This is a genomic window from Microcystis ichthyoblabe FBCC-A1114 (assembly GCF_050500245.1).
Lineage (GTDB): Bacteria > Cyanobacteriota > Cyanobacteriia > Cyanobacteriales > Microcystaceae > Microcystis > Microcystis ichthyoblabe_A.
Map to the genome: position 1 here is coordinate 4,671,036 of NZ_CP191408.1, position 23,462 is coordinate 4,694,497.

Here is a 23,462-nt window from a genome sequence, read left to right on the forward strand (position 1 = left end):
CGTTCAACCCCACCTACTTTATTCTTCGATTTACTTGATGGCTACCGGCAAAAGATAGCCACCAGCAATTATATTAATTTATCAAAGTTTGAACTTTTCCTATTCCCCTTGAGTCGCTTGTCTAACCTGTTCGATCTCTAATTCTAAAGCTTGTGCTATCTGTTCAAAGTTTAATCCTAAGGCCAATAAGCGAGGAATAGAGGCTAATTTTGCCGCTAATTCGCCTTCTTGTCGGCCTTCCTCTCTACCTTCCTCTCTACCTTCCTCTCTACCTTCCTCTCTACCTTCCTCTCTACCTTCCTCTAAAGCTTCCTGATACACTTTAGTTTGTTTTAAATCACTTAAACTAAACATCGCTTCTATCTCCTTTCTACTGACTTGGGGTAACTTATAAACCAAGATTGTCTCTATCAATTCTAAAAGTTCTTGCTGTTGTTTGAACTTAGGGAATTCTTGTCTAATCCGTGGAATTAATTGTTTTCCCTGCTCGATCGCTCTGGCGGTTGGTGCTATAATTAATTGTAACATCGATATTCCCTGGGATTCCACTTCCCTTAATTCCTCGAGATAAAAACGTAAAATCCTGCTGGAGTTGATTAAATCCCCATAACGAGCCGTCTCTACGCTTTCCACTGAACGCCGAGGATAAATAACTACTCCCTGCCAGTTGTTGCTTAAGTCTGTTTGGTGGAGATAGAGGAAGATTTCACTGAAGAAACGGGAATAAAACCTAAATTGTACTTCTAGGAAATTGTCTTCTTTGGCAATTTTTAAAACCTAGAACTAGGCTAACTTGTGGATAGGTGCATTCATTAGTATTCATATCTTGATTCAGCAACGCCATTTTTGATTACCACCGCTGACCATGGCCGTTAGCTGTCTTACTTGGGTTCAGTTTTAACTGTATAATGTATAAATCATTGTCTAAAGCTAGTGGAACTCATGCCTCTCTATACTTTCAAAGATAAACAAATTACTGAAGTCCAGAACACACAGTTTGGCATAGAGAAAATTCAAGAGCGTTCTGACCTCCAAGCTGCTCTAAGAGATAAAATCACAGTCATCTCTCCAGATACGTTGGTCATTTCTGAAGAGTTTTCAGAATGGACTGAAGGAGCTAGAAGAATTGATCTGCTCGGCATTGATAAACAAGCGAACTTAGTAGTCATTGAACTTAAAAGAGATGACACTGGTGCCCACATGGAACTTCAAGCACTTCGCTATGCCGCGATGGTTTCTACATTGACCTTCAAAAGAGCTGTTGAAATTTACCAGCAATATCTTGAAAAACGTTGTATTGGTAAAAATGCTGAGGAAGAAATCCTCAACTTTTTGGGCTGGAGTAATGCCCTAGAAGAGCAATTTCCAAAGGATGTCAGAATTGTTTTGGCATCGGCTAACTTTTCTAGAGAGCTAACCACAACGGTAATGTGGCTAAACGATCGAGATTTGGATATCCGTTGTGTTCGGCTACAACCCTATAAGCTTGGGGAAGAGCTTCTGCTTGACATTGAACAAATTATCCCATTGCCAGAAGCAGAAGAGTACCAAGTGAAGGTGAGAGAGCAAGCATCGGCTCAGAGAACGGCTGCCAGTTTTAGTAAAGATAAGACGCAATATCAGTTCCTTGGAAATATTTACAATAAGCGCCAGCTCGTACTAGCTATCGTTACTCATCACCTCCAAACAAATCCGGACACAACTTTCGACCAATTACGCCAGATATTCCCTGATGAAATTCATCCTAGCTTTGGTGTTGTTGCCCTACTAGAAAAAGCGACGGAAAAGGGAGGGGCTAAACGCTACTTCTTAAACGAGGAGCAGTTACTCCAAACCGGAGATGGTCAGACAATTGCCGTTTGTAATCAGTGGGGGATTGATAACATCAACCCAATCCTTGAAATTGCCAAGAGACAGGGATATCAAGTAGAAGAACTCTAAAAAATGGGTCACATCTACCAGCAGATAATCCGGTCAAGTTGGCAGTTGCGTTATTGCCAGACAGCTAACTTCACCCTTAGAGTGAGATGACAAAGTGAAAGCTTTTTTGGCAAATTGTCCCCAATTAAAATATAGCGTTTCCTAAGCTAGTGAGGTACACCTATTTTTCTTCCCTTTTGCCTCTTGCCTTTTGCCTAAAACCCATAACTTTTGTACCTCAGCAGACTGAAAAACGCTATATCAACTTTAGAGCATTGCTGGGCCACAGAGAAGACTTGAGGGGTGCGTTAATTAACTGTAACAGGTTCCATATTTAGGTTGACGGAGGTTATAATGTTAAATATTTAGACTATTGAGAGGTTTTTGATGGCTTCCATTACTGTTAATATCTCAGATGAGCAGTTTCGACGATTACAACAGTTAGCTCAGAACAGCCAAGTTTCCCCTGAAGACTTACTCAGTGCCAGCATAGAAGATTGGTTGGTTGGTCCTAAAAACGAATTTACTCAAGCATCAAGCTATGTACTCAAGAAAAACGCTGAACTTTATCGTCGTTTAGCATGATACGCTATCTAACATTAGTGGAAGTCCTCGATTTACATCATCAAATTATTCAACAGTCCCAAGGAGCTATGGGTATTCGTGACCTAGGTTCTTTAGAGTCTGCTATTGCTCAACCACGCATGACATTTGGCGGGCAGGATCTTTATCCGACAATTGTTGATAAAGCTTCAGCTTTGGGATTTTCAATTGTGATGAATCACCCATTTCTTGATGGCAACAAGCGCACTGGTCATGGGGCAATGGAAACATTTCTTGTGTTGAATGGACTGGAGATTAATGCTGTTGTAGATGAGCAAGAACGAGTCATTTTAGCTTTAGCCTCTGGTGAATTAGAACGTGTTGCCTTTACCAATTGGTTACGGCAAAACGTTGGAGCAAGCTAACACTGCATTGGATTCGACCTTACCAAAGTGATTTATAAAAGCCAAAGTTTGGCGGCTGCCGCTCAACTTAGAATGGGATGACGAAGTAACAGCTTTTTCGGTAACTTTTCCCCAATTAAAAGAAGACTTGAGACATTTTCAGGGTTGCTGATTTTTACTTGATGGCTACCGGCAAAAGATAGCCACCAGCAATTGTATCAATTTGTAAAAGATGGTTGACGTTTGTGCCAATCGGTGGCCTGTTCGTAGGCGTGGGCGACGTGAAATAATTGATCTTCGCGCAGCACATTACCCACTAATTGTAAACCAATTGGCAAACCTTGCCCATCAAAACCGCAGGGAAGACTTAACCCGGGTAAACCGGCTAAATTGACGGGAATAGTCATTAAATCCGATAAATACATACTCAGAGCGTCCGCCGTTTTTTCCCCGGCTTTAAAAGCTGTGGTCGGTGAAGTGGGAGAAACTAACACATCTACCGATTGAAAAGCTCGATCGAAATCCTCTTTGATCAAAGTCCTCACCTTTTGTGCTTTCAGGTAATAAGCATCATAATAACCCGCCGAGAGGGTATAGGTTCCCAACATAATCCGGCGCTTGACTTCCGCACCAAAACCCTTGGCGCGAGTCTTGGTGTACATATCAATCAAACTATCGGCATCTTCCCGAATACCGTATTTAACCCCATCGTAACGGGCTAAATTCGCCGATGCCTCCGAGGGGGCGATAATGTAGTAGGTGGGCAATCCGTAACGGAAACGGGGACAGGAAATCTCTTTAATCGTGGCACCGAGGGCCTTTAACTGCGCTAAAGCTTGATTAACTGCCTCAGCAACCACCTGATCCAAACCTTCCCCGAAAGTTTCCTTAATTACGCCAATTTTTAACCCTTTTAAACTGGTTTTCAGGAATTGGCTATAGTCAGGAATCGGCAGATTGAGACTGGTAGAATCTTGGGGATCGTAACCTGCGATCGCTTGTAATAAAATCGCCGCATCTTCTACGGTACGACCAAAGGGACCGATCTGATCAAGAGAAGAAGCGTAAGCCACCAAACCAAAGCGAGAAACTAAGCCATAGGTCGGTTTTAGCCCAACAACGCCACAAAATGAAGCCGGTTGACGAATTGAGCCACCGGTATCCGATCCTAGGGCCACCACGCATTCTTGAGCGGCCACAGCCGCAGCCGAACCCCCGGAAGATCCCCCCGGCACCCGGGATAAGTCCCAAGGATTAGCAGTAACGTGATAACCGGAGTTTTCCGTTGAACTACCCATGGCAAACTCGTCTAAATTGGTTTTACCGACGATAACTGCCCCTAAATCCCGTAATTTTTGGGTAACGGTGGACTCGTAGGGGGGGACAAAATTCTCTAAAATCCGAGAAGCGCAGGTGGTGGGGATACCCTTGGTGCAGAGATTATCTTTTAGCGCGATGGGAATACCTGCTAACAGATGCAGCGATTCACCCCTGGCGATTTTCTCGTCCACTTTTCGGGCTTGTGCGAGGGCTAAATCCGGGGTTAAATGGAGAAAGCTTTTTACTTGTGGTTCGATCGCTTGAATACGAGCGAGAAATTCTGTAGCGATTTCGACGGCTGTTTTTTCTTTATTAACGAGTTGTTGATGCAGTTGACGAATCGAAGTCATGTTCAGTTACCGGTTACAACCACCGTCAGGAGCAAGCAACAACCCCGGACAGCAAAGACTATTTTAGCGTCAGTTTGGCTGTCGGTCAGCTAATCCCCTAAAATTAAAGGAAAGCCTCGCAGGAAAACTAGAGTTATGACTTTTAATATCCGACAATTAGATAATTTAGACTACGATGAAGCCGAACCCTTACTAGAAGATTATATTACTGGAGCGATCGAAGAATATATCAATTCGCCCGAGGGAGAGGCCTATTATCAAGAAAAAGAAGAAGGTGGTGGTTGGATTGCTACCTTTGTCGAGTTGGGCTATCTCTATGAAGGTTATACCCTTGCTACCATGACTAAGGCAGATGTGCAGATCTTAATGGAGAAGATTTTACCACGCAAAATTACTATCCTCGATCCGACGGAAACCGAAGATGCTATCCCTGAATTAATTAGTTTTTGGCAATTTTTGGGACGAGAATATAAATTAACTCAGGCTAAGGCTATTATTAAATATTTAGAGCAATTAGGCGATCGCTTTAGTCAACTGATGAACGATCCCAACAGTGGCGGTTTTATGAAAAATCTCCTGTTACAAGCGCATCAGCAGGGTTTTGATATCACCAGTCAGGAGGGTTTAACAGCTTTTCAAGAAAAATATAATGCTGAACAACGCGCCAAACAGCAAGCGGCAGCAATATTGAAACAAACGCCTCCAGTTGTTCCTAAATCGGAAAATGTTCCCAAGGCAATGCAGGCCAAATATCAAGAAATTACCGCTATTACCGATAAATTTGCCGCTCAATATCTTAATGAAGAATACGCCCAACTTATTCGCCAATTAACTGCAACTTTAGCTCGTAAGCGTCCCTCTCCCCTAGAAAAAGGTAAAGCCAATTCCTGGGCTGCTGGCATTACTCACGCCCTAGGAATGGTCAATTTTCTCTTCGATCCTACTCAAAATCCCCACATTTCGGCCACAGAACTTTATCAGGCTTTTGGGGTTGCTCAAAGTACAGGACAAGCTAAATCAAAACAAGTGAGAGATTTACTGAAGATGTCCTATCTTGACTCAGAATGGGCTTTACCAAGCAATTTAGAGAACCATCCTAGCACTACTGTCCGGCAGTTAATCAGTACCATGCTCGGTGATAGTTAGGGTTTGCGATAAAAAGTCTGTTGGTGGAGTCAGGAGGCACTCTTGCAGCAGTAGATTTCTGAATGACCCAATCTCGATCGAGCTTGCAGACTAGACTCTAGTTACCTTTCCAGTTAAACTATAGTAGTCAATAGTTATAAAGTTTTAAACGATAACCTATTGTCAGCCTTTTTAACTGGTCACTTTATTACCCACCTATGTTAGACAGTTTCTCCCCCCAAACCTCTAGCGTCGTCCTCGCTTCCGTGGCGGACTATTTCAAAGTCCTGTCAGAAGTCAGTCGCCTACAGATTCTCAGTTGCTTGCAATTAGGCGCGATGAATGGTAAAGAAATCGCTGAAGCTACCGGACTAGGTCAAGCCAATCTCTCCAAACACCTGAAAGCTTTAACCCAAGCGGGAATTATCTCGCGGCAACCCCAAGGAGTCAGCGTTTACTATCAAATTACCGACCCCGTGATCTATGATCTCTGTCAGGGGGTTTGCGATCGCATTAGTCAACAAATGCGTCAACGGGCCCGAGAATTCGAGAGTCTGCCGGCTTTCCATCTCCCTAAATAAAAATCGCTAAACCCTTGACATTTTACCTCAATTATGATAGAGAAAAATTTCCATGCTCGTAGAAAAACTTTGTCAACGCTATCGGGTGGGAGAAAGAGATTTTCAGGGGATTAATTTGCGGGAAGGCGACTTAACTAATATTTCCCTCCCAGGAGTCAATTTTTGCCGTGCAGATCTGCGACAGGCCCGGTTAGGAAAAATACGCCTCGCGCGATCGCTGCTGAGGGAAGCGGATTTAAGTGAGGCGATTCTCTGGGGAGCAGATTTAAGTCAAGTGGACTTTTATCGAGCTTGTTTACGCGATGCGGACCTAAGCGGAGCTAATCTGCTCGAAGCCAATTTAGAAGCCACTTATTTAACCAAAGCCGTCTTAAACGGTGTTAATCTCAACAGTGCTAATCTCCAGCAGGCCCTATTAATTGATACGGATTTTCGCTCCACTTCCGACCAACGCACGGACTTGGGCAAAACTAACTTTTGCGGAGCCGATCTCAACTATGCTAATCTGAGCGGATCCCTGTTATATCGAGCCAATTTCGCTAATTGCCGACTTTGCCGGGTTAATTTTCGTGCTAGTCCCGAAAGAGACGGATTTATCACCGATCTCACCGGGGCCAGTTTCCGGGGTGCGGACCTCAGTTATGCGGATTTGCGCGGGGCAATTTTAGAAGATGTGGACTTAACTGGTGCTGATTTAACCGGGACTTTGTTTTAATCTGGGAAGCTTTTTCAGTAAACAGTAATCAGTAAAAAGATGTCATTTCACTGAAAACTCAAATCTGATCACTGATAACTGCTCACTGATAACTGATAATTGAAAGTCGATTTATTTAAAACCGACGGATGCTTGCCAAACAAAGGCCAGCAAGAGGAAAAATAGGGGAATCAGGGGCAAGACATCGACTAGGGGGTCGAAAATTTGGTATGCTTCCGGCAATTTGGCGAACAAAAGTGCAGTTTCCATCTCTCTATCTACCTTGACAAGAAAATTTTTAAACGTTTCCTGAAATTTTATCACGTTGGGGTAACATCTACGGCATCCTCAAGCCAAGGGGCAAAATCTTGGGCAAAAGTCCCCCCTAAGATAGATTGACGAATTTCACGGGTAAATCTGATTAATTCGGCGATATTGTGCAGAGATAAGAGAATATAACCCAACATTTCCCCCGATTTAATTAAATGATTCAGATAGGCACGGCTAAAGTGTTGACAGGTGTAACAGGGACAAGTCTCGTCTAAAGGGGCGAAATCCTCCTTAAAACGGGCATTTTTGAGGTTCCAACGCTCTCCCCGCACCAAAGCTGTGCCATGGCGACCAAAACGGGTGGGAATAACGCAATCAAACAGATCTATGCCACTAGCGATCGCCTTGGCCATTTCTCGATAGGTTCCCACTCCCATCAGATAACGGGGTTTATTTTCGGGGAGTAAAGGGGCAGTTATCTGGACAATGCGATGAATTAGGCTCGTTTCTTCCCCCACACTCACGCCACCGATAGCATAACCGGGTAAATCGAGTTTTACTAAAGATTGCGCCGCCGCTGCCCGTAAATCCTCATAGATTCCCCCTTGGACTATGGCGAATAAAGCCTGTTCTTGAGGTCGTTGATGGGCCGTCAGACAGCGCTCTAACCAGCGATAGGTGCGTTCTATAGATGCTTTCATGGTCTCATGACTGACTCCCGTGGGGGGACATTCATCGAAGGCCATAATCACATCAGCACCGAGGGCATTTTGAATCTGAATCGATTTTTCTGGCGTGATTTCGATTATTCTACCGTCCCGGGGCGATCGAAAGGTGACTCCCGACTCTTTAATTTGCCGCAGTTGACTAAGGCTAAATACCTGAAATCCACCCGAATCTGTTAATATTGGCTGATTCCATGCCATAAAATCGTGTAAACCTCCGGCTTTCTCGATAATACTTTCTCCGGGCTGCAGATGCAGGTGATAGGTATTAGCGAGAATCATTTGCGCCCCCGTGCTGGCGATTTGAGCGGGGGTCAAACCTTTCACTGTGGCCAAAGTTCCCACAGGCATAAAACGGGGTGTTTCTACCGGTCCGTGGGGAGTATGCCAAACCCCAACCCGCGCACCAGTTTGGGGACACTGGGCGATTAATTCAAAGGAAAATCCCACTGTTTCAGTTATCAGTTATCAGTTATCAGTATTTTTGCTCGCTGCCTAAAAGGGGCAATCGTTGTCGTCTTCGTCTTCAAACTGCACATCCCACTTAGCAGAAAGTACCTGAGTAACCATAGCTTCAAGGGTATCGGCATTGAGACGGGCTTTCATATCGGGATCTTGCAGTGGATTACTCAGGGGAATTAGCCGTAATTGCCGATTGTCTTGAACCAGATCAAAATAGGTTTCACCGTCGGGAGAGCGGGTTAGACGCAGATAATCGAAGCTATAGGTATTCAGATAAAGACTGTAGTTAGCAACTAGGGTGCTTTGCTGATAATCGGCGAAAACTTCCACTATCCATCCCTCTCCTTCACTCTGAATCACCCCTTCGAGACTATGGATGTAGCGAACTCGTCCGATATCATCGAGGAGACGACGCATATCTTCTTTAGCGATGACCACGCCAGAGTCAATAATACAGGGGGCGGGCAGGGGCTGTGAGGGCGGATGATAGTTCATAGGGATTGCCAGTAAAAAAATTTCCGTTAATAACCCACCGGAGGGGTTTCCACCGATTCCTGTTGCAATTTTTTTCGGGTTACGTCTCGATCTTAACCCAATCCGCTAGAACTTTTCACTGTTACTTAAGATTAAGACCGAAGAGGGATGATTAATTTCTGCTTACTAAATATTTACCTAAAATGTCGGCTTGAAGGAACCCTCGGTTTTACCCTATCCCTTATGGATAACTTTCTTAACAATTTTGTCAGTAAGCACTCCAACCCTTATCCTGACTTGATTTCAGTTTTTTCTTTGTCAGTAAGGGTGTCAACAAGGAATATTACAGATTGTTAACCGAATCTTGAAAGCGCTGTGGTACAAAGGGTTGAAATGTTAAGAAAGATGTGACTAATGGACAGGGTTTTACCGAGGGATGAAAGGCCAACCAGTATAGAACAGCACTTCGACACATTTCGACTGCCAGCTAATGCTAAAACTCGATATTAGAGATATAACCCCACAATTAGAGCCTACTAAAAAATGTGTAGGTTTAGACGTGGGACTAAAAGATCTTGATGCTGACAGCAACGGGAATACAGTAGAGCCTCCTAAGTATTATCGAAAATCAGAAAAACGCCTTAATAAACTGAATAGAAGAAAGTCGAAAAAGTTTAACAGAAGACAAAAGCAGTCAATAACTACAAAAAAGCTAGACAAAAGTACGCCAAGGGACATTTTAAAGTAAGTAGGCAGCGAGAAGAGTTTGCTAAAAAATTGGCACTCCGTTTAATTCAGTCAAACAACTTGATAGCTCAGGTCGATTTAAAAGTCAAAAACCTTGTGCGTAATCAAAAACTAGCCAAGAGTATTAATGACGCAGGTTGGTCGCCATTAAGAAAATGGCTTGAGTATTTTGGTATTAAATATCGCCGATTAACTATTGCAGTTAATCTAGCCTATACAAGTCAAGAATGCCTTAACTGTGGTCGCTTAGTCAAAAAGTCTCTATCAGTCAGAACTCATGTTTGTTTGTGTGGGTATATGGAAGATAGGGACAAGATGGCGCCATTAAATATACTCAAAAAAGCTACGATAGGGCATATTGGAAACTGGCACCTCGACTTGCGCTCAGTTTGGGGAGATTTAAGCTCTATCTTGGTTGGTAGTAATACGGCTCGAGTGAGCCTTACCGAACTCCTACCAAGACAACTTAAGTCAATCAACCAAGAATCCCTCGCATGATTGCGATGGGAGTGTCAACTCACTGGTCCAGGAAAGCTTAACTTTTCTCCTTGTATATAATGCTACTGACCGATGATCTACTTCTAGACTACCAACGTTGTCAACGCCGTGGGTTTTTAAATCTCTACGGCAATAGCCAAGAAAAAGACCCTGAGCGAGATTTTTTGCTTAAATTGCGTCAGGAGAGTCAAAGTCACGTTAAAAAAGTCCTGCAAGACTCCTATCCGGATTATTGTTCCTTGACTACTCCCAGCACGGATATTTTAGCCGCCGCTAGGGAAACGGAAGCTTTGATGGGTCAGGGGGTACCCTGTATTTATCACGGAGTCCTTTTACAATCCGGCTATCCCGTCTCTTTAACCGGTTCCCCCCATTTATTAATTAAACAGACAGGAGAGTCGAAATTTGGCGATTGGATTTATTACCCCCTCAATATTCAACTCGGTCGCCGTCCTAAGCCTGAATATAAGATGCTGGCTACTTTTTACGCCTATTTATTAGCCAGTATGCAGGGAGTTTTTCCCAGTTATGCCGAAATTGTCCTACGTCGTCATAATCGCTATCGGGTGGAATTGAATCTCTGGTTAACTAAACTAGAGGAAATAATCAAAAAGTTCGGCGAAATGGTGATTAATCGGCAAGAACCAGAAGTTTTCATCTCGCGTCAGCGTTGCAGTTTATGTCATTGGTATAGTCACTGTTATGGTATCGCCCAAGCGAGTCAACATCTTTCTTTAGTCCCGGGGGTAACTCCCAGTCGTTACCAATTTTTACAGTCTTTGGGGGTTTCCACCATGGAATCCCTGGCACTTACCTGTCCTACTCGTACGCGGGAGGGGATGGGGTTAGAGGTGGCTAATCAGTTACAATTACAGGCCCAAGCAATTATTGAAAATCGGGCCTTTCGCAAAAGCAACGGCAAAACTGCCTATTTGTCCCCCCTACCGAGGGCCGAGATTGAATTTTATTTTGATATCGAAGCGGAACCAGAACAGAATTTAGATTATCTTTTGGGGGTTTTACGCGTTGATTATCGGGTTAATACCCAGCAATTTTATCCCTTTTTGGCAGAAAAGCCAGAAGATGAAGGCAGGATTTGGCAGGAATTTTTAACCTTAGTCATGCAGGATTATCAAGCACCAATTTTTCACTTTTCTGAGTACGAAGTGGAAACAATTAAACGATTAGGTTATCTTTATAAAACCCCTTCTTCTTTGATTAATCAGTTAGTTTCTCGCTGTTTTGATCTGCACTATCATGTAGTTAACTCGGTAACTTTTCCCGTGGAAAGTTATTCTTTAAAATCCCTGGCTAACTGGATTGGCTTTCAATGGCGCGATCGAGGAGTAAGCGGGGATCAATGCGTTTGGTGGTATGACCAGTGGTTAAAAACAGGAGATCGGACTTTATTGGCGGCTATTTTACGTTACAATGAGGATGATTGTCGCGCCACCTTTAGGCTAAAAGACTGGCTTGTAAACTTTTTAATTTGATTCTAAAGATTTATGACAAATAGGGAAGAATGTAACCGCTGCTACCCGTAGCCGTCAAGGGAAAATGATAGGCTATGGATGTGAAAACAGTCCCCTCACCCAATGGTGATCCCCATGTTCTCCCCACTTTTTCCCCTTCTACTCCTACTGCTTTCCTTCCTTAGTCTTCTCTGGTATCAAAAGACCGATAATGATATTTTTAAAGCTCTTGCCGTTAGTAGTTTGATTTTTGCAATTATTTGGGGCTTAGTTCTCGTTCATTGGTCAATTCACCTGCTGGGACTGCTGTTATTGTTAAAATTCAGAACCCCCGCTTTCAGTTTGGTGCGCGTGCCTAGATGGTGATGGTTTGACCCTAATCTTCTAACTGTTGGCTAGGTACTTCGATCGCCTGTACATCGATCGTACCGGGAGGGGTGAGAATAATAAACTTACCCCCTGCCACTTTTAATGGTTCACCACAGTTAGGACATTGGCATTCCGTGCGATTAAAACCCGTAAATTCGTAGCTACAGACGGGACAGCTATCTTCAACTAAATTGCGTCGCAACCACCAGCGAAAAATTCCCCAAGCAATCACAGGGGAAAATATCAGGAATGCCACGAGAATTAAAAAACTATTGACTAACCAACCCAGTCCGATCGAGCCTAACAACAATCCGACTAAAATCAAAGATAAGAAACAACCCAAACCAGAATCATTGACAGAATAGCTGCGGAAAAAGTTGTTATTCACGGCTCAACCCTCGATTCATCAAAGCTGCAATTATCTTTAACCTAACACACTCCCAACACATTGCCACGGTTAAATTTTCTTTTTGACTCACCGGTTCCTCACTCTATTCTGCCTTGGCTTTAGTTTTGAGCGAGATTATCCGGAATAAACTACCTCAACCCGCTATGCTGAGGAGTGGGTCGTCTGCTGGCTTCAACTTGTTATAATAGTTACTCCCTATCCACCATATCTCTAAAAACCATGAGTGATCCTCGTTTATCTCTAGTGGCAGCTGCCCGAAGATTTTATCAACTGGGTTGGATGCTTGGCACGGCAGGTAATTTGTCCGCTAAAGTTGATGATCATAGTTTTTGGATTACTGCCAGTGGCAAAAGTAAAGGTAAACTCACAGAAGAGGATTTTGTGCGCGTGGATCTGACGGGAAAAGTCAGGGAATTAGCTCATCTGGATAATCGTCCTTCGGCAGAAACTAGCATTCATCAGGTGATTTATTGTCTCTTTCCCGAAGCACAAGCTTGTTATCATGTTCACTCGGTGGAAGCGAATTTAGTTTCCCGTTTTGCTCGTGAGGACAAGTTATCTTTACCTCCCTTAGAAATGTTGAAAGGTTTAGGTATTTGGGTAGAAAATCCTCAAGTATTTATGCCGGTTTTTGCTAACTATCTCGATGTGCCGAAAATTGCCGCAGAAATAGAAAGTAGATTATCAACTTTCCCCCCAGAAATTCCCGCTTTACTCATTTCTTACCATGGCGTGACGGTGTGGGGTGAGTCTCTAGAAACTACCGAGAATTATTTAGAGATAGTCGAGTATATTTTTCGCTATCTAGTGGCAGCCTATCAAGTAAAACCTTGGTAAACCTTCATTTAGACAAGGCAATCAGAAAAAAATTGCCGATATTTGCCAAGGCGCCACCCAGATTCGAACTGGGGGTAAAGGTTTTGCAGACCTCTGCCTTACCACTTGGCGATGGCGCCGATCAATCATTATTCATCTTAGCATAACAGATGACAGTTTGCCAAGAGTGGAACCCAAGAGTCAAGCGATCGATCTATAATTTAGGCAGCGGTTCTCTAATCTAGTGGGGTATTTTAGGCTTTAAAAAGCGATTATGATGAGAAATCCAGGATATTTACTAACTTTTATCGGTTTATTGGCTTTATCCTTGCCAGTAAAGGCTAATAATGCCGTTTACCTTAGCCAAAGTTCTAATACTGCCGCTACTTTCGACAGTTATCGTCAAGAATGTTTACAAAGAGCGCGTGGGGAGGGGTTAGCTGCTGATGTGGCAAAAGATCTATGCGACTGCACGATTAAAAAATTCCAAGCTCGTTACAATCTACAGCAATTCCGCGCCCTCGTGCAGAAGTCGAAAACCGATAAGGCTGCCGCTAGGACTTTATCCAGTGTGGGAGAAGCTTGTTTTGATGAGATTTTGTATGAATAGCAGTTATCAGTGATCAGTTATCAGTAAACAGTTATCAGTTATTAGCTTTTTCTCTCCCTTCTTCCCGCTCCCTTCTCCCTTCTCCCCAATTCATAATTCATAATTCATAATTCCCCTTTCCCCTCTCCTAGGGTGTTGAAAACGCTTACAGACCTTTTTAACCGCAAACACGCACCCTACAAGCTGTATTAAGATTAAACTAATACAAGTATATCAGAGGCGGTAAGAGTGGGTTTAGAACTAAGAGTTGCAATTTGAATAGCTGCTAGTGTACCTGTCCCGTCCCCATCAAAGAATAATCCTCCAGTGATTGTATTATAAATAAAGCGATTGCTGGCATTTAATGCAGTTGTTCCTAACACAAATTGAGCAGATGTAAGGGGAACTCCTGCGGCTAAACCACCGCCAAAACCCGCAGCAGAGACAGTAATTTTATCCCCCTGACTGGAGAGAAAATCAGTAATTGTGTCAATCCCTTCATTGCGGTTGTTGAAGGTGAATTTATCGCCACCCGCACCCCCTGTTATGGTATCGTTACCAGTACCACCAATCAAGGTATCATTCCCATCACTACCATTAAGGATATTGTTACCACTATTACCGGTGATAATGTTATTTAAGGTGTTACCAGTTCCATTAATATTTGTAGTACCAGTGAGGGTGAGGTTTTCTAGGTTATTACCGAGGGTATAAGTAACCGATGATTGAACAGTATCTGTACCTTGGTTGGCATTTTCCGTAATCGTATCGGTAGTAGTATCAACTTGATAAGTATCATTCCCTAAACCACCTACCAAAGTATCAATTCCTGTTGCACCATTAAGGATATTGTTACCACTATTACCGGTGATAATATTATTTAAGGTGTTACCAGTTCCGTTAATATTTGTAGTACCAGTTAACGTGAGGTTTTCTAAGTTATTTCCCAGGGTATAAGTAACCGATGATTGAACAGTATCTGTACCTTGGTTGGCATTTTCTGTAATGGTATCGGTAGTAGTATCAACTTGATAGGTGTCATTTCCTAAACCACCGATGAGGGTATCAATTCCTGTGCCTCCATTAAGGGTATCATTTCCCGCACTTCCTGTAAGGATATTTTTACCACTATTACCCGTCAGGATATTGTTAGCAGCGTTACCTGTCCCGTTAATATTTGTAGTCCCAGTTAGGGTCAAATTTTCCACATTAGCAGGTAGGGTAGTGGTGACATTAGCGTTTAAGGTGTCGCTGATGGTGACAATTCCCTTGTTATTGGTAAGAGTTGCATTGACGGGATTACTGAGGTTAATGGCAAAAGTTTCGTTTGCTTCATTAAGGTTATCATTGAGGATGGGAATGGTAATAGTAGCAGTGGAAGTATTAGGTGCAATGGTGATAGTTCCAGTTTTGCTAGTGTAATCTACATTAGCGGTAGCGTTAATGGGTGCAGTAGTATAATTGACGCTAATTGGTTGTGGATTGGGGTTGTTGACAGTGACGGTGAGGATGGCATTATTATCTTTACCCTCGACAACGGTGATATTATTGATGGAGAGTTTGGAGAAATCATCATTGGTGATTGTCCCAGTAACTGGAGTGGTTGTACCTACTTTATAACCTGTCCCCGCAGCGAGGGTTAAAATAACAGTTTCGTTACTTTCTACTATTGTGTCAGGAGTGGGGTCAATTGTTACGGTAGCAGTGGTTGAATTAGCAGCAAAGGTGACTGTATTGTTAGTCCCTGTACGAGTGTAGTCGGTATTAAGAGTCGCTGTCCCTCCCAGGGTGTAATTGACGGTTAAGGGATTAGTGGTTACTCCGTTACGGGTGAAGGTATAAATCAGATTTGTTGTCCCGTCTTCGGTAACGCTTGCGGGAGCAACTGCTAGGGTGATATTACTTATAACATCACCGACACCGAATAATTGAACTGAATCAATTTCTTCCCAAGTCCTAGTATCATGATCAATATCAACGTTTATTTTTGCGCCAACAACCAGATAATTAGTTGGCTGAAAATTGACTCTAAAATTGACTGGATTTCCTGGTAAACTAGGATCAACTCCAGACCAAATAGAGTGATAAACACCTTGATTATCTAATAAATCAATGCTTCTGACAAATCCATTTCCATAGGTTTCACGAATTTCTATACCGTCAGCATAAACTGGTGTAGAAAAACCAAGGGTGATAAATTCATCAGCTTGTGCATCTCCATCACCATTTGGTGTGGATGGGGCCCATGATGTTGAAATATCTCCATAGCTAAAAGTATTGGGTTGACCTAAAGCTTGTTCTGCACTCCATGAAGATGAAGAATATTGAGAACTAAAAGCAATAACACTAGAAGCATATTGTCCAGTTGCAGAAGCGTTGGTAATTGTCCCCGTCACTGGAGTGGTGGTCCCTACTGTATAACCTGTCCCGGCAGCGAGGGTTAAAGCGACGGTTTCGTTACTTTCTACTATTGTGTCAGGAGTGGGGTCTATTGTGACGGTAGCAGTGGATGAACCAGCAGCGAAGGTGACTGTATTGTTAGTCCCTGTACGAGTGTAGTCGGTATTAAGGGTAGCTGTCCCTCCGAGGGTGTAATTGACGGTTAAGGAATTAGTGGTTAATCCACTACGGGTGAAGGTATAAATCAGATTTGTTGTCCCGTCTTCGGTGACACTTGCGGGGGAAACTGCAAGAGTAATACTAGGGAGTTCATCATCATTAATTGTCCCCGTAACTGGAGTAGTCGTACCTACTGCATATCCTGTCCCCGCAGCGAGGGTTAAAATAACAGTTTCATCGGGTTCAACTATTGTGTCAGCAGTGGGGTCTATTGTGACGGTAGCAGTGGATGAACCAGCAGCAAAGGTGACTGTATTGGTAGTCCCTGTACGAGTGTAGTCGGTATTTAAAGTAGCTGTCCCTCCGATGGTGTAATTGACGGTTAAGGAATTAGTGGTTACACCAGTACGAGTGAAGGTGTAAATGAGGTTCTGGGTGCCATCTTCTTGAAGACTGCTAGGAGAAACAGCCAGGCTGACACTGGCATCGTCATTGATAATTGTTCCTGATACCGCGTTCGTCGTTCCAATTTTATAGGAACCAGATGTCAAGGTAAGGGCAACAGTTTCATCTGGCTCTACAGTGGTATCTACGGTAGGATCAATTGTGAGAGTGGCTGTACTAGAACCAGCAGCAAAGGTCATTGTCCCAGAGGTGGCGGAAAAACTCGTCCCTCCGGTTTGGCTGTAATCCGTATTAAAAGTAGCCGTACCGCCAACTGTGTAATTGACTGTTAAGGCCTCGCTTGTATTGCCCGATCGAGTGAAGGTATAGATGAGATTGGGTGTACCGTCTTCTTGGACATTGCCGGGAGAGACCGCCAAGGTAACGGTAGAATCGTCATCCGCGATCGCCCCCGCTACAGCGCTTGTGGTACCGATGTCGTATCCTGTACCCAGTGCCAAGGTGAGAACTACGGTTTCATTGGCTTCAATTGTGCTATCGGCGGTGGGGTCAATCGTTACGGTCGCTGTACTTGAACCCGCCGCAAAGGTAACAGTGTCAGCCGTCGCGGTATAAGTTGCGGCTCCGGTTTGGGTGTAGTCAGTGTTGAGGGTCGCTGTACCACCAACGCTGTAGTTGACGGTTAGAGGCGTTGACAGCCCTCCTCTGCGGGAAAAGGTGTAAACGAGGTTGGTTACACCATCTTCAGTGACAGAGGAAGGGGATACAGCGAGGGTAACAGCCCAGTTATTGCCGACTTCAACCGATCCCCCCTCATTGAAAATCCCGTTCAGTGTTTGATTGCTGAGGATTGCACCGGAATTGTAGATAAACTCCCCTAAAGCAACGCCACCTATACCCGCTGTTCCTGGATTACCACTGATTGCATAACTCCCACTAGCATTGCGCCCACCTGAGCCTCCTGAACCGGCGGAGCCGCCACTACCAGCAGTAACGGAATGGCTGCCGACGACGACATTGGTGAGCGTTGCCTGGCCAGCATTAAAGATACCACCACCCCGTGCATCACCGCCATCACCGCCATCGCCGCCATTGCCGCCGCGTCCACCGATAAATGGAGGACCAAAAAAGCCGGCCCAACTTCCACTACCGCCACGACCGCCATTGCCACCGCGACCTCCGATCGCCTGATTGTTGCTGATGGCGGTGTTAGTCATCGTGATGATGCCACTGTTGTAGATCGCACCACCGCTGGCATCACCACCGCTGCTGCCACGGCCACCCATTCCCCCTGCTCTTGGATTACCGCCACTGGGGAGACCATTGCTACCCGCTGCGCCATTCACCCCATCGATCCCCCGCGATTGGTTGTTCGTGATGGTGCTGTCGCGGATCGTGAGCGTTCCTGCGTTAGCGATCGCCCCACCGAAAGCGGCTTTCCCGTTAGTCACAGTGACTCCAGAGAGGATAACCGTGGCGCCGCTATGAATTTCAAAGAAACGATCCAAGCTGTTACCATCAAGAATAGTTAGATCCTTGCCTTGTCCTTGAATCGTTAGGGTTTTGCCTTGAAGTTGAATATCAAGGTCATCGGCGGTGGCGAGTGTGTATCTTCCCTCTCCAAGTAAAATTGTGCTGTCATTATTGGTAGTATTAGCTTGGGTAATAGCCTCTCGAAGCGATAAGAACCCATCCGTACTGCTTGTTACATCTTGTAGGGTTGTGACGATTTGGGTTGGCGTCGCAGATGAGACTACGCCAATGGTGAAGGCTTTATCAAAACTCAAACCGCCCTGGTCGGTGGTGCGAAGGCGGATGTTGTAGCTATTTTTAGTTTCAACGTCAAAGATTGTGTTGGTTTTGAGTTGGTTATTGGTAATGGTGAAGGCGTTGTTGTCGGTGCTTCCCGTCCCTGCGACTAGGCTATAGGTGAAGGTATTGCCAGTGTCGGGATCGGTACTGATCAGTTCACTGACCACTGTACCCACTGGTTGATCTTCAAGAATGTTCAGGTTAGCGAGGATGAGGTTTGTCGGTGCGTCGTTGTTAAGAATCGTGCCAGTGACGGCGTTAGTAGTGGCGATCGAATAGCCCGTTCCTGAAGCGAGGGTTAAAGCAACGCTCTCGTCACTTTCTACTTCAGCATCATTCGTGGGGTCAATGGTTACTGTGGCTGTACTTGCGCCTGCCGCAAAGGTGACTGTTCCTGTCGTCGTTGTGTAGGCTGTCGCGCCAGTTTGGCTGTAGTCGCTGTTGAAGGTGGCAGTACCGCTAACCGTATAGTTGACGCTGAGGGCGTTGCCAATAGATCCTGTGCGGGTAAAGGTATAAACCAGATTGGCGGTGCCTTCTTCGGTGACAGTGGAGGGAGAAACCGCTAGGGTAACAATCGTATCATCGTTGACAATCGTGCCTGTTACTGGGGTCGTCGTACCAATGGTGTAACCGGTTCCTGATGCGAGACTTAAAATAATCGTTTCATCAGCTTCAAAATTGTTGTCAGCAGTAGGGTCAACTGTAACTGTAGCGGTGGATGAACCAGCAGCAAAGGTGACACTTGAGCCAATGCTACTGTAGTCGGTTCCATGGGTTGCCGACCCCCCAATGAAGTAGTTAACTGTTAAGGCATTACTGGTGAATCCATTGCGAGTAAAGGTATAAACCAGATTTGTAGTGCCGTCTTCCGTAACACTGGCAGGAGCAACCGCAAGGGTAACAATCGTGTCATTATCAAGAATGGTGCCAGTTACCGCAGCGGTGGTGCCAATGTTGTATCCAGTTCCAGAAGCTAAGGTCAGAGACACTGTTTCATGGTCTTCCGGTGTTGTGTCAGCGGTAGGGTCAACTGTGACGGTAGCGGTGGATGACCCAGCGGCAAAGGTGACGCTTGTGCCAATATTATTGTAGTCACTACCGTTGGTTGCAGTTCCTCCAATAGTGTAGTTTACCGTGAGGGTGTTAGTGGTGGAACCAGTGCGGGTGAAGGTGTAGATGAGGTTCGATGTGCCGTCTTCTGTAACACTGGTGGAAGAAACAGCCAGGGTGATGGTTGGGAGGTCATCATTGGTAATTGTTCCTGTGACTGCACCTGATGTGCCAACGGTGTAACCTGTTCCTGATGCTAAAGCTAAGGTGACAGTTTCATCCGCTTCCCCTATGGTGTCAGCAGTGGGGTCAACTGTAACGGTAGCGGTGGATGACCCAGCAGCAAAGGTGACGCTTGAGCCAATGCTACTGTAATCATTGCCATTGATTGCCGTCCCCCCAATGGTGTAGTTTACTGTTAGGGCATTACTTGTGAATCCATTGCGAGTAAAGGTATAAACCAGATTTGTAGTCCCGTCTTCCGTAACACTGGCAGGAGCAACCGCAAGGGTAACAATCGTGTCATTATCAAGAATGGTGCCTGTTACCGCAGTGGTGGTGCCAATGTTGTATCCAGTACCAGCAGCTAAGGTCAGAGACACTGTTTCATGGTCTTCTGGTGTGGTGTCGGCAGTGGGGTCAACTGTGACGGTAGCGGTGGATGACCCAGCGGCAAAGGTGACGCTTGTGCCAATATTATTGTAGTCACTACCGTTGGTTGCAGTTCCTCCAATAGTGTAGTTTACCGTGAGGGTGTTAGCAGTGGAACCAGTGCGGGTGAAGGTGTAGATGAGGTTCGATGTGCCGTCTTCTGTAACACTGGTGGAAGAAACAGCCAGGGTGATGGTTGGGAGGTCATCATTGGTAATTGTTCCTGTGACTGCACCTGATGTGCCAACGGTGTAACCTGTTCCTGATGCTAAAGCTAAGGTGACAGTTTCATCCGCTTCCCCTATGGTGTCAGCAGTGGGGTCAACTGTAACGGTAGCGGTGGATGACCCAGCAGCAAAGGTGACGCTTGAGCCAATGCTACTGTAATCATTGCCATTGATTGCCGTCCCCCCAATGGTGTAGTTTACTGTTAGGGCATTACTTGTGAATCCATTGCGAGTAAAGGTATAAACCAGATTTGTAGTGCCGTCTTCCGTAACACTGGCAGGAGAAACCGCAAGGGTAACAATCGTGTCATCGTCAAAAATAGTGCCTGTTACCGCAGTGGTGGTGCCGATGGTGTAACCTGTTCCAGAAGCTAAGGTCAGAGATACGGTTTCATGGTCTTCTGGTGTGGTGTCGGCAGTGGGGTCAACGGTAACTGTAGCGGTGGATGACCCAGCAGCAAAGGTAACGCTTGTACCAATATTGCTATAGTCAATACCATTAGTTGCTGTACCCCCAATGGTGTAGTTGACAAGGAGGGTGTTAGCAGTGGGACCAGTGCGGGTAAAAGTATAGATGAGGTTAGATGTGCCGTCTTCTGTAACACTAGTGGGAGAAACAGCTAGGTAGATGAAAGGGGTACTTGAAGGAACCAGGCGATCGTCATTAAATGGGTCAGCAAACGATACCACCCCACTGGTCAATTGACTGCTCACACTACTGCTGTTCCCTCCATTACTAGAGAAACCCCAGGTAACAACAGAGCCATCGCTTTTTAGCGCCGCAAATGCACCACCATTGGAGAAAATCTGGGTGACACCGGATGCGAGACTGCTACTCACACTACTGCTGTTCCCTCCCCAATCGGAGTAACCCCAGGTAACAACAGAGCCATCGCTTTTTAGCGCCGCAAAGGCACCATTATTGGAGAAAATCTGGGTGACGGAAGTGAGACTGCTGCTCACACTACTGCTGTCCCCTCCATAACTAGAGTCACCCCAGGTAACAACAGAGCCATCGCTTTTTAGCGCCGCAAATGCGGACTCTGTGGAGAAAATCTGGGTGACACCGGATGCGAGACTGCTACTCACACTACTGCTGTTCCCTCCATAGTCATTGTAACCCCAGGTAACAACAGAGCCATCGCTTTTTAGCGCCGCAAAGGCATAAGCAGTGGAGAAAATCTGGGTGACGCCGGATGTGAGACCACTACTCACACTACTGCTGTTTCCTCCATAGGGGGAGGAACCCCAGGTAACAACAGAGCCATCGCTTTTTAGCGCCGCAAAGGCACCATTATTGGAGAAAATCTGGGTGACGCCGGATGTGAGACTGCTGCTCACACTACTGCTGTCCCCTCCACTACCACCCCAGGTAACAACAGAGCCATCGCTTTTTAGAGCCGCAAATGCAAATTTATTGGAGATAATCTGGGTGACACCGGATGCCAGACTGCTGCTCACACCACTGCTGTCCGCTCCAGAAAAACCAGCACCCCAGGTAACAACAGAGCCATCGCTTTTTAGAGCCGCAAAGGCACCATTATTGGAGAAAATCTGGGTGACGCCGGATGTGAGACTGCTGCTCACACTACTGCTGTCCCCTCCACTACCACCCCAGGTAACAACAGAGCCATCGCTTTTTAGCGCCGCAAATGCACTACGAGTGGAGAAAATCTGGGTGACACCGGATGTCAGCTGACTGCTCACACTACTGCTGTTCCCTCCCCAGCCAGAGTCACCCCAAGTAACAACAGAGCCATCGCTTTTTAGCGCCGCAAAGGCATATTGAGTTGAGAAAATCTGGGTGACACCGGATGTGAGTCTGCTGCTCACACTACTGCTGTCCCCTCCACTATTACCCCAGGTAACAACAGAACCATCGCTTTTTAGCGCCGCAAAGGCAGAACCATGTCCATACTCATGCCGTGTCCCATACGGTACACTCTTTGCAATACTTCCCCTAACCACAGTCCCCGGCATCACATCATTATCCAAAATCGTGCCCGTCACCGCACTACCACTACCCACCGAGTATCCCGTCCCCGCCGCCAAGGTTAGTGCCACCGTTTCATTCCCATCACTGACCAGATCCGAACTGGGATCTAAACTGAGAATGACGACATTAGAACCTGCGGCAAAAGTAACACTACCTGTGGTCGTACCAAAACTGGTGGCTCCCCGTTGCCCATAGTCGCTGTTAAAGGTGGCATTTCCACTGACGGTGAAGTTAACTGTTAGGGAATTGGTAGTATCCCCAGTACGACTAAATACATAAAACAGATTTTGGGGGCCATCTTCCGTAACTGTGGTGGGTGAGGTGAGGGATAAACTCACTGTGGGGTTGTTATACTCTACCTCTAGCTTTTGACCATTTACCTCTAGCCAACCTCCATCATCTTCGGTCTTCAATTCCGCTAATACACTGGGAGATAACACCTCACCCTGCACTAATGCCGCAAAAATCGCCCCCTCATCTCCCGCGCTATCCACCTGATTAACTTGAGCATCCACGTAATGCCCAATTTCTTCTAAAATTACATTAACTATCGCTGCTGACGAGGCCGTATTTAAAAAAGATGCTGATAGATAAATCTTATTCTTACTGCTGGAATATGCACCATTCGCCGTCCCCAAAACCTCATCACTGAGTACCTCAATCGGGGGAATTTGACCAAAATTTCGACTTTGCCACTGTTGTCGTAATTGCGTCGCTTTAACCACATCATAACTTGTGCCAAAAGCACTTTCTAAATTCACCCAAAAACCATCAGATTGAGCGAAATTGAACAAAACATCGTCAACAACAGGAAGAATCGGCAACAGTGAAGAAGTCATGACATTAACTGCAAAGGTTTATTGCTAACAGTTTTAGCCCAACAATCCCGAATTTGTCAAGGGTGCTATCACAAAAATTAACATTTATTACAAGAAAACGGGTTTCTCAAAGAAACCCGTTTTCTCATTTGTTGCGAAGATGCGATCGCTAA

Annotated in this window: 16 protein-coding genes, 1 tRNA gene and 2 pseudogenes; 11 read left to right on the plus strand and 8 right to left on the minus strand. The window is 45.3% G+C overall.

What is annotated here, in order from left to right:
* Positions 1 to 99 precede the first annotated feature (99 nt).
* Positions 100 to 750 (minus strand): annotated as a pseudogene (locus ACQY1Y_RS22805) (Rpn family recombination-promoting nuclease/putative transposase); the annotation flags it as partial.
* 192 nt (positions 751 to 942) lie between these two features.
* On the opposite strand from ACQY1Y_RS22805, the gene ACQY1Y_RS22810 reads away from it, so the two are divergent.
* The 3 genes from ACQY1Y_RS22810 to ACQY1Y_RS22820 all read left to right on the plus strand — a co-directional run bounded on the left by ACQY1Y_RS22810 (position 943) and on the right by ACQY1Y_RS22820 (position 2,888).
* Positions 943 to 1,941 carry a hypothetical protein gene (locus tag ACQY1Y_RS22810; RefSeq protein ID WP_430014710.1) on the plus strand — a complete coding sequence of 333 codons (999 nt, stop codon included), beginning with the start codon at positions 943 to 945 and terminating at the stop codon, positions 1,939 to 1,941.
* 366 nt (positions 1,942 to 2,307) lie between these two features.
* Positions 2,308 to 2,505, plus strand: coding sequence for a hypothetical protein (locus tag ACQY1Y_RS22815; protein ID WP_002739031.1), 198 nt, complete (start codon positions 2,308 to 2,310; stop codon positions 2,503 to 2,505).
* A 17-nt stretch (positions 2,506 to 2,522) separates the two neighbouring features.
* Positions 2,523 to 2,888: a type II toxin-antitoxin system death-on-curing family toxin gene (locus ACQY1Y_RS22820; RefSeq protein WP_430013618.1), complete on the plus strand. Its 366-nt coding sequence runs from the start codon at positions 2,523 to 2,525 to the stop codon at positions 2,886 to 2,888.
* A 197-nt stretch (positions 2,889 to 3,085) separates the two neighbouring features.
* Here the strand turns inward: ACQY1Y_RS22820 and gatA are convergent, their stop codons facing one another.
* Positions 3,086 to 4,537 carry an Asp-tRNA(Asn)/Glu-tRNA(Gln) amidotransferase subunit GatA gene (gene gatA, locus ACQY1Y_RS22825; protein ID WP_430013619.1) on the minus strand — a complete coding sequence of 484 codons (1,452 nt, stop codon included), beginning with the start codon at positions 4,535 to 4,537 and terminating at the stop codon, positions 3,086 to 3,088.
* 135 nt (positions 4,538 to 4,672) lie between these two features.
* Here gatA and ACQY1Y_RS22830 point away from each other — a divergent pair, with 135 nt between their 5' ends.
* From ACQY1Y_RS22830 to hetL, 3 genes are all read left to right on the plus strand, one after another.
* Positions 4,673 to 5,683 carry a DUF6398 domain-containing protein gene (locus ACQY1Y_RS22830; protein WP_430013620.1) on the plus strand — a complete coding sequence of 337 codons (1,011 nt, stop codon included), beginning with the start codon at positions 4,673 to 4,675 and terminating at the stop codon, positions 5,681 to 5,683.
* A 197-nt stretch (positions 5,684 to 5,880) separates the two neighbouring features.
* The gene (locus ACQY1Y_RS22835) at positions 5,881 to 6,243 is read left to right on the plus strand and encodes an ArsR/SmtB family transcription factor (protein ID WP_430013621.1); all 363 of its coding nucleotides are present in this window, start codon (positions 5,881 to 5,883) and stop codon (positions 6,241 to 6,243) included.
* Between the two features lie 52 nt (positions 6,244 to 6,295).
* Positions 6,296 to 6,958 (plus strand): heterocyst differentiation pentapeptide repeat protein HetL, encoded by a 663-nt coding sequence (hetL, locus tag ACQY1Y_RS22840; protein ID WP_430013622.1) that lies wholly within the window; start codon positions 6,296 to 6,298, stop codon positions 6,956 to 6,958.
* A gap of 111 nt (positions 6,959 to 7,069) precedes the next feature.
* Here the strand turns inward: hetL and ACQY1Y_RS22845 are convergent, their stop codons facing one another.
* From ACQY1Y_RS22845 to ACQY1Y_RS22855, 3 genes are read right to left on the minus strand one after another with little or no spacing between them, the layout of a single operon-like run.
* Positions 7,070 to 7,207: a photosystem II reaction center protein K gene (locus ACQY1Y_RS22845; protein ID WP_002739211.1), complete on the minus strand. Its 138-nt coding sequence runs from the start codon at positions 7,205 to 7,207 to the stop codon at positions 7,070 to 7,072.
* A 50-nt stretch (positions 7,208 to 7,257) separates the two neighbouring features.
* Complete coding sequence (gene tgt / locus ACQY1Y_RS22850) at positions 7,258 to 8,382, minus strand: tRNA guanosine(34) transglycosylase Tgt (RefSeq protein WP_002738723.1); 1,125 nt, start codon at positions 8,380 to 8,382, stop codon at positions 7,258 to 7,260.
* A gap of 45 nt (positions 8,383 to 8,427) precedes the next feature.
* Entirely contained in the window at positions 8,428 to 8,889 is a 462-nt protein-coding gene (locus ACQY1Y_RS22855) for a hypothetical protein (protein ID WP_002738355.1), read from the minus strand.
* Between the two features lie 463 nt (positions 8,890 to 9,352).
* On the opposite strand from ACQY1Y_RS22855, the pseudogene ACQY1Y_RS22860 reads away from it, so the two are divergent.
* The 3 genes and pseudogenes from ACQY1Y_RS22860 to ACQY1Y_RS22870 all read left to right on the plus strand — a co-directional run.
* Positions 9,353 to 10,113, plus strand: a pseudogene (locus tag ACQY1Y_RS22860) (RNA-guided endonuclease InsQ/TnpB family protein); the annotation flags it as partial.
* Between the two features lie 59 nt (positions 10,114 to 10,172).
* Positions 10,173 to 11,606, plus strand: coding sequence for a TM0106 family RecB-like putative nuclease (locus ACQY1Y_RS22865; RefSeq protein WP_002778420.1), 1,434 nt, complete (start codon positions 10,173 to 10,175; stop codon positions 11,604 to 11,606).
* Between the two features lie 102 nt (positions 11,607 to 11,708).
* Positions 11,709 to 11,951 carry a hypothetical protein gene (locus ACQY1Y_RS22870; protein ID WP_002738501.1) on the plus strand — a complete coding sequence of 81 codons (243 nt, stop codon included), beginning with the start codon at positions 11,709 to 11,711 and terminating at the stop codon, positions 11,949 to 11,951.
* Positions 11,952 to 11,961: 10 nt separating this feature from the next.
* On the opposite strand, the gene ACQY1Y_RS22875 is transcribed toward ACQY1Y_RS22870, so the two are convergent.
* Positions 11,962 to 12,342, minus strand: coding sequence for a hypothetical protein (locus tag ACQY1Y_RS22875; RefSeq protein ID WP_002738992.1), 381 nt, complete (start codon positions 12,340 to 12,342; stop codon positions 11,962 to 11,964).
* A 240-nt stretch (positions 12,343 to 12,582) separates the two neighbouring features.
* On the opposite strand from ACQY1Y_RS22875, the gene mtnB reads away from it, so the two are divergent.
* Complete coding sequence (gene mtnB, locus ACQY1Y_RS22880; RefSeq protein ID WP_123231240.1) at positions 12,583 to 13,200, plus strand: methylthioribulose 1-phosphate dehydratase; 618 nt, start codon at positions 12,583 to 12,585, stop codon at positions 13,198 to 13,200.
* Between the two features lie 48 nt (positions 13,201 to 13,248).
* On the opposite strand, the gene ACQY1Y_RS22885 is transcribed toward mtnB, so the two are convergent.
* Positions 13,249 to 13,319: transfer RNA gene (locus ACQY1Y_RS22885), tRNA-Cys, on the minus strand.
* 134 nt (positions 13,320 to 13,453) lie between these two features.
* Here ACQY1Y_RS22885 and ACQY1Y_RS22890 point away from each other — a divergent pair.
* Positions 13,454 to 13,789, plus strand: a complete 336-nt coding sequence (locus ACQY1Y_RS22890) for a hypothetical protein (RefSeq protein WP_036402579.1) — start codon at positions 13,454 to 13,456, stop codon at positions 13,787 to 13,789.
* Between the two features lie 194 nt (positions 13,790 to 13,983).
* On the opposite strand, the gene ACQY1Y_RS22895 is transcribed toward ACQY1Y_RS22890, so the two are convergent.
* Positions 13,984 to 23,310 (minus strand): Calx-beta domain-containing protein, encoded by a 9,327-nt coding sequence (locus tag ACQY1Y_RS22895; protein ID WP_430013623.1) that lies wholly within the window; start codon positions 23,308 to 23,310, stop codon positions 13,984 to 13,986.
* Positions 23,311 to 23,462: the final 152 nt, after the last annotated feature.